We start from the raw sequence: 11,306 nt of genomic DNA, 5'->3' as shown, positions 1-11,306 counted from the left end.
GTGACATAAGGATGCAATAAAAGTAAAGATCGTTTTCAGTAACGGGAAAGCCCTGCTCCGTCACGACAGCTGATCGCTGAGAAGCCCTTTACCCATGCCGTCAGGGCTGCCCGCCAGTACTCCGGCACTCTGGGCGGGATCGGATTGTGCGAGGTGGCCGTGCACCTGTTTGTGCAGCACGACGGCCGGCCACGTGCTGATCGATCGTGGTTTCTTCCCGCCAAGTGCGTGAGCGGCGATGAGGAACGCCGACGTTCAGGCGCGGCTCGAACGCCGACATCGCACCGACCAGGTCGGCGTCCTCCTCCGTGTGCGCGGTGGCCAAGTAGTCCCGCACCGTGCCCTCGCCCGAAAATCTCCTGCGCGGCACCGACGACAGGGTCAATACGTAGCGCATGCCGGGCAGCTCCAGCTCCCGGCGCTCGCGACTTCGCTTGCGGTCCTCGCTCCCTTCCGCTCCGCTCCCTCGAACCCAGTGAACGCCGGTGAACGCCGGTGGACGGTCCGTTAGCCGGCCTTGACGGAGACGGGGTCGAGCCAGCCGAAGGGCGTCAGCTTCGCCGCCGTGACGCGGCTCGAATAGCCCGCCGTGTCCTGGGTGAACCACAGCGGGATGAGCGGCAGATCGTGGGCGATGATCGTCTCAGCCCGCATGTAGTACTTGAGCGCAAGGGAGGGGGACACCTGGCGGTCCGCGGTCTTGAGCAGGGCGTCGAACCTCCGGTTCCGGAAGTTCGTGTAGTTGTACGAGCCGCCTGTCGAGTACATCGGCCCGAGGACGTTCTGGATGTGCGGGAAGTCGAGCCGCCAGCCCATCTGGAGCATTCCGTTCAGCTTTCCTGCCGACGCGGCCTTCGTGAACGCGCTGACCGTGGGTATCGCCTTCGGCACCACCCTCAGCCTGCCGCCGAACGTCCGGTTGATGCTCCTCGCGACCTCGGTCACCCAGGCACGGTGGCCGCCGTCCGCGTTGTAGTAGAGCGGAATGCTCGCCGGCAGCTTGAATCCCTTGACCTGTGACAGGACCCTGCGGGCGCGGGCGGGGTCGTACGTGCAGGCCAGCCCGCAGCTTTCGCGGCGCGCGCCTTCGGCGACCGGCGGGACCCACGCGCGTGCGGGCACCGTCATCCCCTTCCAGACCCGCTTGGCGATGCCCTCCCGGTCGATCGCCATCGACATCGCCCAGCGGACGTCGCGGTTCGCCGCGATCTTCCGGGGAATGCCGATGCCGGTGATGACGTCGCCCGGCCGGGTGATCACACGGCCGTCCAGGTCCTTCCGGTAACCGGCTCCCTTCGAGTAGGGGATGGTGCCGAGGAAGTCCAGGCCGCCGGCGAGCAGGTCGCGGTAGGCGACCTCGTCGTTCCGGTACGTCCGGTAGGTGATCTTCGACACGTACGGCTTGGCCGTACCGGCGTAGCCGTCGAACCGCTCGACCACGTACTCGCCCCCGGGGGACCATGCGACGACCCGGAAGGGACCGTTGCCGATCGGCTTCCTGATGAGTGACGCGGGGCTCTTCAGCACGGAGTCGGGCAGCGGGGAGAACGCGATGTGGCCCAGCTTCTTCAGGAACGGTCCGAACGGCTTGGTGAGCTCGATCGTGAACGTGTGGTCGCCGGTCACCTTCAGACCGGACATCCTCCGCTTGCCGTACCCCTTGATCTCCTCGAACAGGAAGGCGTTCATCGCCTTCCCGCCGTTGGCGGCGAGGTTCCACGCCTCGACGAAGTTGCGCGCCCTGACCGGGGTGCCGTCATGGAACTTCCAGCCCCTGCGCAGCGTGACACGGAACCGCCGGTTGTCCTTGGTGGTGATCGACTTGGCCACGCCGTACCGCGACCGGGATGTCCCGGGGACGTACTCGATCAGGCCGGTGAACAGCGCGTCCAGCACGTCGCCACCGCAGGAGCCCGCGTTTCCCGGTGTAATCGTGTAATAGAGGTCGCAGGTCGCGACCGTGATCTCCGTGTCGCCGGTCGCGTGCGCCGGGTTCGCCGCCGTCTCCAGCGCGAGACAGGCGAGCAGGGAGATCGCCGCCGCCCCCGCGGACTTTCGCTTGGTCACGAGATCGCTCCTGAACGTGATGCCTAGAAGGAGATCATCCTAGAGCCGGCGGTGACACTTCGGGGGTTTCATGGCGAATCGGCATGCCTGTGGCGGGGTGGGTGAGATGCCGCCGGACGGGGACGGGCGTCGGCGTAATGTCGATTACGTGGATGCGGAGCAACAGTTTCAGGCATGGTTCGCCGGGCGGGTTCCGGACGACTGGTTCACCGGACCTCCCGAGATCGTGCTGGATCGCGAGGAGATCGCCGTCGTCGGCACGCTGCCGCCACCGGCCCTGGCGGAGGGGCTCGGTGATCTGGAACGTGCCGCCGTCGTCGAGGGGTACGTCGAGCGCTTCCGGGAGGAGACCCGGGAGCGCCGCATCGACATCGCGCGCGAGGCCGAGCACCGGTTCCGGCGCAAGGTCTCCTGGGGCGTCGTGGCCGGGGGCGAGACCGTGATGTTCACTACTCTCTCGGTGCCGGTCATGACCCGCCTGCGCCAGCCGGAGCGACAGGTGCTCGACACCCTGGTCGCCGCCGGCGTCGCGCGCAGTCGCAGCGACGCCCTCGCGTGGTGCGTCAGGCTCGTGGGCAGGCACACCGACACCTGGCTCGCTGACCTGCGAGATGCCCTCAAGCAGGTGGACCGGGTCCGGGCGGCCGGCCCGGGTTCGCCGGACTGAACCGATTCCATAAAAGGCCTAGACCATTGGTAATGGCCTATACCAATGTGTAACTCCCGGCAGGAGGGTAGAGAAAAGGGGACGTTTCTTTAGAGGTGGCCAATGTGGGTAAGGTCTCCCGCACATCATTGTCCTGCCTGGTCAGAGCTGAGGTGAATCGCCGGATCGGGAGGTCGTGGCGGCCCGTCCGTTAGCGCGGGAAAGTGCGGTCCACGGGAGCGCATGGTCTACGCCAATTGGATCGGGCGGCGATTCATGGCCGATGATGACGTGGCCCTGCGAGAATGAGGAGCCGTCCCTGTGTCCGTTTCCATTGACGTACCCGTACCCACCGCTCACGCCGAGCTGGCCGCCTGGGTGAAGCAGATCGCCGCGCTCACCCGGCCCGACCGGATCCACTGGTGCGACGGCTCCGAGGCGGAATGGACCCGCCTGACCAACCTGCTCGTCGAGCAGGGCACGTTCACGCGCCTGGCCAAGCGGCCGAACAGCTTCCACGCGGCCTCCGATCCGAGCGACGTCGCCCGGGTCGAGGACCGGACCTTCATCTGCTCGGAACGGCCGGAGGACGCGGGGCCGACCAACAACTGGATCGCTCCCGCCGAGATGCGCCGGACGTTCGACACCCTCTACGACGGCTGTATGCGGGGCCGGACGATGTACGTGGTGCCCTTCTGCATGGGACCCCTGGGCGGCGAGATCTCCCAGCTCGGCGTGGAGATCACGGACTCTCCGTACGTCGTGGTCTCGATGCGCATCATGACGCGGATGGGCGAGGAGGCGCTGCGCCTGATCGAGGAGCGCGGAGCGGCGCGCCAGGTCCGAGAGAGCGAGGCACGAGCCAACGAGGGCCTGAGCAAGCGCGACCATGGGCGCGGAGCGGCGCGCCAGGCCCGAGAGAGCGAGGCACGGGCCAACGAGGGTCTGAGCAAGCGCGACCATGGGCGGGGCGACTTCGTCAAGGCGGTCCACTCCGTGGGAGCCCCGCTGGAGCCCGGCCAGGCCGACGTGCCCTGGCCGTGCAGCCGGACCAAGTACATCAGCCACTTCCCCGAGACCCGTGAGATCTGGTCGTACGGCTCGGGCTACGGCGGCAACGCGCTGCTCGGCAAGAAGTGCTACGCGCTGCGGATCGCCAGCGTGATGGCCCGCGACGAGGGCTGGCTGGCCGAGCACATGCTGATCCTGAAGCTGACGCCGCCGGCCGGCGAGGCGCGCTACATCGCGGCGGCCTTCCCTTCGGCCTGCGGCAAGACCAACCTCGCCATGCTGCAGCCCACGATTCCCGGCTGGAAGGTCGAGACGATCGGCGACGACATCGCCTGGATGCGCTTCGGCCCGGACGGCCGGCTCTACGCCATCAACCCGGAAGCCGGTTTCTTCGGCGTGGCGCCGGGCACCGGCCGGTCGACGAACGCCAACGCGATCGAGACGCTCTGGGGCAACAGCATCTTCACCAACGTCGCGCTCACCGACGACGGCGACGTGTGGTGGGAGGGCCTGACCGACGAGCCGCCCGCGCACCTGACCGACTGGAAGGGCCGGTCGTGGACGCCGGACTCGGCCGAGCCGGCCGCCCACCCGAACGCCCGGTTCACCACCCCGGCCGGGCAGTGCCCGACGATCGCTCCGGAGTGGCAGGACCCGGCGGGCGTGCCGATCTCGGCCATCCTGTTCGGTGGCCGCAGGGCGACGGCGGTGCCGCTGGTCACCGAGTCGTTCGGCTGGCAGCACGGTGTGTTCCTGGGTGCCAACGTGGCCTCGGAGAAGACCGCGGCCGCCGAGGGCAAGGTGGGCGAACTGCGCCGCGACCCGTTCGCGATGCTGCCGTTCTGCGGTTACAACATGGGCGACTACTTCGGGCACTGGCTGAAGATCGGCAAGGTGGCCGATCCGGAGAAGCTGCCGCGGATCTACTACGTCAACTGGTTCCGCAAGGACGTGTCCGGCCGGTTCCTGTGGCCGGGCTTCGGTGAGAACAGCCGGGTGCTCAAGTGGATCGTCGATCGGCTGAACGGCAGGGCCGAGGCCGTACCGACCGCGATCGGCAACCTGCCGGCCGACCTGGACACCGAGGGTCTCGACGTCGCCACGGAAGACCTCGAGATCCTGATGAGCGTCGATCCCGAGGTGTGGCGGGAGGAGGCCGCGCTGATCCCGGCCCACTTCGAGACCTTCGGCGACCACCTGCCCAGGGAGCTCTGGGACGAGTACCACGCCCTCGTGGAGCGGCTCGGCGGGCAGAGCTGATCGCGTTTTCACGTGTCCGGCGCGACGGGGCACCCGGCGAAGCCGCCGCCGGGTGCCCCGCTCTCGGCGGGGAGTCCTCACGGGGGAGACCGGTCGCCGTGGGGAACGTTTGGAACGGGCACACCGTCATGCCCCGATAATTGAGTGATCGAGTTCACCCGGACCCGACGATGAGACCGGTCGTGAGGAAGAGGGCGGCATGAGCGTGCGCGATCTCGTGTACAAGCTGTACGAGCGCAGGCTCGAACGGAAGCTGTCCCCCGATCAGATCCCACGGCACGTCGGCGTGATCGTCGACGGCAACCGCAGGTGGGCCCGGGCCATGGGCCTGCACGACGTGAGCCGCGGCCACCAGAAGGGCGCCGACAAGATATCGGAGCTGCTGGTGTGGTGCAGGGAGGCCGGCGTCGAGTACGTGACCCTGTGGCTGCTGTCCACCGACAACCTGTCCAGGGACCGCTCGGAGCTCGAACCCCTGCTCGAGGTCATCGAGGGACTCGTACAGAACCTGGTCGACCAGGGGTGGCACGTCACCCCGATGGGTTCGCTCGACCTGCTGCCCGATCACACCGCTCGAGTGCTCAAACAGGCGAAAGAAGCCACCTCCCACCGCCCTGGGCTGATTGTGAACGTTGCGGTTGGGTATGGAGGAAGACGTGAGATCGCTGATGCGGTGCGCTCCCTCCTCCAGGAGCAGGCCAGCAAGGGCGCGAGCATCGAGGAGCTCGTCGAGGTCCTCGACGTCGAGCACATCGCAGAGCATCTCTACACGCGCGGACTGCCCGACCCGGACCTCGTCATCCGGACTTCGGGAGAGCAGCGTCTCTCCGGATTTCTGCTCTGGCAGAGTGCCCACTCCGAGTTCTACTTCTGCGAGGCCTACTGGCCTGACTTCCGCAGAGTCGATTTCCTGCGGGCGCTCCGCTCGTACGCCGCGCGTAACCGTCGGTACGGATCCTGACACGTATCGCGAACGACACCCTGCGGCTACTCTTTCGCCGTCGGGCGATTGCCTATTGGGTCTGAGGGATTCGTTCCGTACCGTGGTAGGTAAGCGGCCGCCGCTCCGATGGGCGGCCCTTACCTCGGGAGAGGGCCCGTCCTTGCGCCATGACACAGCGAGGCGGGCCGGGGTCCCGGCCCGCTTCGGCAGGCGATGGGCCCGGTCCGTTCACCACCAGTCAAGGCAGGGCGCCTCCGGCGCCCGGGGGAGAACGCGTGGCAGAGTCCTCGAGCAACCCGTCCGCATCTCGCACCTACGTCCTGGACACCTCGGTCCTGCTCGCCGACCCGGCGGCGATGAACCGCTTCGACGAGCACGAGGTCGTCATCCCGATCGTCGTCATCACCGAGTTGGAGGGCAAGCGGCATCACCCCGAACTGGGGTACTTCGCCCGCGAGGCGCTCCGCTTCCTCGATGACCTGCGGGTGCGGTACGGACGACTGGACGAGCCCATGCCGATCGGCGATGGGACCGTCCGGGTCGAGCTCAACCATAGTGATCCATCGATTCTCCCGGCGGGCTTCCGCCTGGGCGACAACGACACCCGCATCCTCACGGTCGCCCAGAATCTGGCGGCCGAGGGAAAGGACGTTGTGCTGGTTTCGAAGGATCTTCCGATGCGGGTCAAGGCGGCGTCCATCGGCCTCGCCGCGGAGGAGTACCGCGCGGGAATGGTGGTCGAGTCCGGCTGGACCGGCATGGCAGAGCTCCAGGTCACCAGCGACGACCTGGCGGCGCTGTTCGAGAACGGTACCGCCGAGCTGGACGAGGCCCGCGATCTGCCCTGCCACACCGGTCTGCGACTGCTGTCCAGCCGCGGCTCCGCGCTCGGTCGCGTGCTGCCGGACAAGTCGGTACGGCTGGTGCGCGGCGATCGCGAGGTCTTCGGCATGCACGGCCGGTCGGCCGAGCAGCGGATCGCCCTCGACCTGCTGATGGATCCCGAGGTCGGCATCGTGTCCCTGGGCGGCCGGGCCGGCACCGGCAAGTCGGCGCTCGCACTGTGCGCGGGTCTGGAGGCCGTGCTCGAACGCCGTCAGCACCGGAAGGTCATCGTCTTCCGCCCGCTGTTCGCCGTCGGCGGTCAGGAGCTCGGCTACCTGCCCGGCACGGAGAACGACAAGATGGGCCCGTGGGCGCAGGCCGTGTACGACACGCTGGGCGCGGTGACCAGCCCGGAGGTCATCGAGGAGGTCCTGGACCGCGGGATGCTGGAGGTGCTTCCGCTGACCCACATCCGCGGCCGCTCCCTGCACGACGCGTTCGTGATCGTGGACGAGGCCCAGTCGCTGGAGCGCGGGGTGCTGCTCACCGTGCTGTCCCGGATCGGCGCCAACTCCCGGGTCGTGCTCACCCACGACGTCGCCCAGCGCGACAACCTGCGGGTGGGGCGGCACGACGGGGTGGTCGCGGTGGTGGAGAAGCTGAAGGGCCACCCGCTCTTCTCGCACATCACGCTGACCAGGTCCGAGCGGTCGCCGATCGCCGCGCTGGTGACCGAGATGCTGGAGGACATCACGGTCTGATCGGATCGATCACGGCGGGAGACGGCCGTTCTTCGGGGCCAGATCCCAGAACTCCCGGCAGGTGTGGGTCCGCGCCGGCCCCGCGCTCTCGGGTGTGACGTGAACGATCTCCACGGCCCAGATCTCCGGTCGGAGCCGAGCCGTACAGGTGATCTGGGCCAGGGCCATCCTGGAGATCTTCCAACCACTGATCGACAGCCGCAGGCGCAGACTGGTGACGCCGTCGGGATCGTTGTGCCGCTGCGGGTCGGGCACGTTGCGCAGGAGCTGGATCTGCGTCGGCGTGAGGCCGGACAGCATGGTGGTCACGCCGTCCGGCACCCGCCGTTCCGCGTCGAAGAGGGCGGTGACGATGTCGCGCGCCTGCGGCGAAGGCACTGCCACCGTCATGGGCCACAGCCTGCCGTTCCGTACCAGATAGATCCCGACGAGCGTCGGCGTGCTGTTGACGACCGGGGCCGGTCCCGAGTCGATCACACCGGTGGCCGCCACGCCGCATCCGGCCATCGGCAGCGTCACGGCGGCGAGCAGGGCGGCGACCACGCGCCGAGCCGCGCCGACCGGTCGTACGGCCGTGCCGCGACCGGTCGGGCCGTGTCGTCCTGGGTCACGCCGGGTCATATCGCTCACCTCGCCTCATGTCGTCTCGATCAGGACCGGCCGGGCCGGACGCGGGATCCATATGGTGAACCGAGTGCCGGGATCGCATCGTGTCACGCTGATCGTGCCGCCGTGCAGCTCGGCGTTGGCCTTGGCGATGGCCAGCCCGAGCCCGCTGCCGTCGCTCCTGGACCGGGCGGCCCCGGCCTTGAAGAAGCGATCGAACACGTGGGGAAGCGCCTCCTCGGGGATGCCGGCGCCGTGATCGCGTACGGTGACCTCCAGCGCGCCCGGCACGGGTCGGGCGCTGACCAGCACCGGCGTGGCGCCGTGGCGCAGCGCGTTCCCGGCCAGGTTGGCCACGATCACGTCGAATCTCCGCACGTCCAATGAGAAGGTGAGATCGGCGGGTACGGAGAGTTCCACCCGGTCGGTCCAGCCGCGCACCTCGAGGCAGTCGGCCAGCGTGTCGGCCACGTTCACGGTCTCCCGGCGGAGCACCGCCGCGCCGGAGTCGAAGCGGCTGATCTCGATCAGGTGCTCGACCATCACGCGGAGCCGTTTGGTCTCGCGGACGACGATCCGTACGGCCTCGCGGACGTCGTCGGGGAGACCGTCGGCGTCCTCGGCCAGCATGTCGGTCACCGCGGTCATCGCGGTCAGCGGCGTGCGCAGCTCATGAGAGACGTCGGCGACGAACCGCCTCGACATCGACTCCAGCGTCCGCAGTTCGGAGACGGTCTGCTCCAGCGCGGCGGCGGTCTCGTTGAACGTCGAGGTCAGCTCGGCGAGCTCGTCGGCGCCGCGTACGGGCAGCCGCACCCGCAGATCGCCGGCGCCGAGAGCCCGGGCGGCCGCGCCCAGCCTGCGCACCGGGAGCAGCACCCGCCGCGCCGACAGCAGCGCCACGGTCAGCGCGATGGTCAGCGTGATGCCGCCGGCCTGGGCGAGGGCGCTGCGCAGGCGGAACAGCACGCCCTCCTCGTCCGCGAGCGAGACGAACACGTAGACGGTGAGCCCGGTCGGTCTCGGCACCCCGCTCTGGTTGATCCGCTGGAGCTGGGTGGCGACGAGCAGCCAGGGCTCGTCCCGCAACCTCAGCCGCTGGAAGACCAGCCGGTGGGCGGCCTGCCAGCGGAGCTGGTCGGGCACGTCGGCCATGGTGAACCGGGAGTCCAGGCTGGTCTGCTGGAGATTGCCGTAGGTGACGATGACGGTCCGCTCCTGTGCGCCCAGTGCGGCCACCACGTCGGCCAGGTCCGCCTCGGTGACCGTGGCGGCTCCGGTCCAGATGATCTCGCCGATGCCCACCGGCAGCTTGATCTTCGGCAGTGTCTCGCGTACGTCGGCCACCGCGGCGCGCTCGGTCCGTTCGAGGATCTCCTGGCGGACGAGCTGATATCCCAGGCCCGCCACCATGATGGAGGCCGTGGCGGCCACCAGCATGAAAGTGATCACCAGCCGGGCGCGCAGGCCGGACGGCAACAGCGTCATGGCGGGCTGAAGCGGTACCCGAAGCCACGCACCGTGTGGATGAAGACGGGGTCGGCCGGCACCGGTTCGATCTTGGCGCGGACCCGCTGGACACAGGCGTCCACCAGCCGTGAGTCGCCCACGTGCGTGTGATCCCACACCTCGCGCAGCAGATAACGCCGGCTCAGCACCTGGCCGGGATGGCGGACGAGTTCGAGCAGCAGGCGCAGCTCGGTCGGGGTGAGGTGGATCTCCCGGCCGGCGAGGCTCACCTTGAGCGCGCCACGGTCGATCACGAGGTCGCCGAAGCTGATCCGGTCGGCGGCGGCGAACTCCAGGCGGCGCAGCACCGCGCGGATGCGGGCGTCCAGCACCCGGGGCTCCACCGGTTTGACGACGTAGTCATCGGCGCCGGCCTCCAGCCCGACGACCACGTCGAGATCGTCGCCGCGCGCGGTGAGCAGGATGATCGGCAGCGAATCGAGGCGGCGGATGCGGCGGCAGACCTCGACCCCGTCGATGCCCGGCAGCATGACATCGAGGATGGCGATCTCCGGGCGTCTGGCCCGTACGTGGTCGAGGGCCTCCTCACCTGTGGCGTACGCGGTGACCGAGTGCCCCTGGCGGGTGAGCGCCAGTTCGAGCCCCGTTCGGACCGAGGGGTCGTCTTCGACCAGGAGGATGCCTGCCACGCGGTCATTATGGTCTCTTGGGGGTGTTTTCCCCAGGTTGTCCCTGGCTTGTCAAGCCGTCTGCACGCCGTCGTCATGGGTGGAGAGCGCGCTGTTGTCGGGAGTGCCGCCATCGCGCGAGGGCCGGAGCGACCGCCGTGATGTGATGAATATCACAGTTGACTGAAAGGCCACGTAGCCCGGGGGAAGGTCAAGGGAATACCAAACGGTTATGGTGTTCGGCTCGCAAGACCCCCCAAGACAGGGCAAGCTCGTTGGTCGTGAGCTCTGGTCAGCGGCTGAAGGATGCCCCCCGTTCGTCCCGAGCCCGATCGCGGCGTGCCGCCGGCCGGGCAGGTGGCGCGGGCGGCGGCGCGGATCGCCCGGGCCGTTCCGGCGGATCGGGCCGCGGCCGGTTCCCTGCCAAGCGGCTGATCGTCGTGGGCGTCACGGTCGCCCTCGTCACCGGGGGCACCGTCTATCTGGTGCGTACGGCCATCGAGAACGCCAACGCCCCCCACACGCCGCTCACCCCGCAGGACATCCTCGCGGCCGACCCGTACGCGCCCAATCCGGAGAACGACGCGCTCAAGGCGTCCGCCGTGGAGGCGCTGAGGAAGCAGCGGCAGAAGGAGCTGCGTTCCGAGCACAACGACGGCGGCCTCGACCCCGTCACGATCGCACCGAAGGCGCCGGGTGGCGGGGGCTTCGCGCCGGCCGACTTCCCCCCGGGTTCCAAGCCCAACCCCGGCAGCAACAAGGCGCTCGGCCGGCAGATGGCCGAGGCCCGCGGCTGGGGCGACGAGTGGGGCTGCCTGGAGAAGCTCTGGGACAAGGAGAGTCACTGGAACGAGCGGGCGATGAACCGATACAGCGGCGCGTACGGCATCCCCCAGTCGCTTCCCGGCAACAAGATGGCCAGCGCCGGGTCGGACTGGCAGACCAATGCCGCCACCCAGATCAAATGGGGACTCGGCTATATCGCCGCCCGCTACAAGTCGCCCTGCGGCGCCTGGGCCCATTCCCAGGCCAGGGGCTGGTACTGACCC

Annotated in this window: 9 protein-coding genes; 5 read left to right on the top strand and 4 right to left on the bottom strand. The window is 68.7% G+C overall.

The annotated features are described in order from the left end of the window. Positions 1 to 507: 507 nt before the first annotated feature. Positions 508 to 2,067: a peptide ABC transporter substrate-binding protein gene (locus tag ACQP1K_RS24330; RefSeq protein ID WP_433498008.1), complete on the bottom strand. Its 1,560-nt coding sequence runs from the start codon at positions 2,065 to 2,067 to the stop codon at positions 508 to 510. A 148-nt stretch (positions 2,068 to 2,215) separates the two neighbouring features. On the opposite strand from ACQP1K_RS24330, the gene ACQP1K_RS24325 reads away from it, so the two are divergent. From ACQP1K_RS24325 to ACQP1K_RS24310, 4 genes are all read left to right on the top strand, one after another. Further along, positions 2,216 to 2,734, top strand: a complete 519-nt coding sequence (locus tag ACQP1K_RS24325; RefSeq protein ID WP_433498007.1) for a hypothetical protein — start codon at positions 2,216 to 2,218, stop codon at positions 2,732 to 2,734. A 300-nt stretch (positions 2,735 to 3,034) separates the two neighbouring features. Next, positions 3,035 to 4,984 carry a phosphoenolpyruvate carboxykinase (GTP) gene (locus tag ACQP1K_RS24320; RefSeq protein WP_433498006.1) on the top strand — a complete coding sequence of 650 codons (1,950 nt, stop codon included), beginning with the start codon at positions 3,035 to 3,037 and terminating at the stop codon, positions 4,982 to 4,984. A gap of 199 nt (positions 4,985 to 5,183) precedes the next feature. Further along, the gene (locus ACQP1K_RS24315) at positions 5,184 to 5,945 is read left to right on the top strand and encodes an isoprenyl transferase (protein WP_433498005.1); all 762 of its coding nucleotides are present in this window, start codon (positions 5,184 to 5,186) and stop codon (positions 5,943 to 5,945) included. Positions 5,946 to 6,202: 257 nt separating this feature from the next. Next, positions 6,203 to 7,513 (top strand): PhoH family protein, encoded by a 1,311-nt coding sequence (locus ACQP1K_RS24310; RefSeq protein WP_433498004.1) that lies wholly within the window; start codon positions 6,203 to 6,205, stop codon positions 7,511 to 7,513. Between the two features lie 9 nt (positions 7,514 to 7,522). Here the strand turns inward: ACQP1K_RS24310 and ACQP1K_RS24305 are convergent, their stop codons facing one another. The 3 genes from ACQP1K_RS24305 to ACQP1K_RS24295 are packed head-to-tail and all read right to left on the bottom strand — an operon-like array spanning position 7,523 to position 10,278. Beyond that, positions 7,523 to 8,134, bottom strand: a complete 612-nt coding sequence (locus ACQP1K_RS24305) for a hypothetical protein (RefSeq protein ID WP_433498003.1) — start codon at positions 8,132 to 8,134, stop codon at positions 7,523 to 7,525. A gap of 15 nt (positions 8,135 to 8,149) precedes the next feature. Then, positions 8,150 to 9,607 carry a sensor histidine kinase gene (locus ACQP1K_RS24300; RefSeq protein WP_433498002.1) on the bottom strand — a complete coding sequence of 486 codons (1,458 nt, stop codon included), beginning with the start codon at positions 9,605 to 9,607 and terminating at the stop codon, positions 8,150 to 8,152. Continuing rightward, positions 9,604 to 10,278: a response regulator gene (locus ACQP1K_RS24295; protein ID WP_433498001.1), complete on the bottom strand. Its 675-nt coding sequence runs from the start codon at positions 10,276 to 10,278 to the stop codon at positions 9,604 to 9,606. Before ACQP1K_RS24295 ends, ACQP1K_RS24300 begins: the two co-directional genes overlap by 4 nt. Before the next feature lie 260 nt (positions 10,279 to 10,538). Between ACQP1K_RS24295 and ACQP1K_RS24290 the strand changes: the two genes are divergently transcribed. Beyond that, positions 10,539 to 11,303, top strand: coding sequence for a lytic transglycosylase domain-containing protein (locus ACQP1K_RS24290; protein WP_433498000.1), 765 nt, complete (start codon positions 10,539 to 10,541; stop codon positions 11,301 to 11,303). Positions 11,304 to 11,306 lie beyond the last annotated feature (3 nt).

It is taken from the genome of Sphaerimonospora sp. CA-214678 (genome assembly GCF_050942215.1).
Taxonomy (GTDB): domain Bacteria; phylum Actinomycetota; class Actinomycetes; order Streptosporangiales; family Streptosporangiaceae; genus Sphaerimonospora.
Note: the sequence above shows the minus strand (reverse complement) of the source record. Positions and strands in the feature narration are given on the sequence as shown.

Bases quoted from the DNA above. Each gene is read 5' to 3' on its own strand.
- ACQP1K_RS24305 (WP_433498003.1), bottom strand. From the start codon at position 8,134: ATGACCCGGCGTGACCCAGGACGACACGGCCCGACCGGTCGCGGCACG.
- ACQP1K_RS24315 (WP_433498005.1), top strand. From the start codon at position 5,184: ATGAGCGTGCGCGATCTCGTGTACAAGCTGTACGAGCGCAGGCTCGAA.
- ACQP1K_RS24300 (WP_433498002.1), bottom strand. From the start codon at position 9,607: ATGACGCTGTTGCCGTCCGGCCTGCGCGCCCGGCTGGTGATCACTTTC.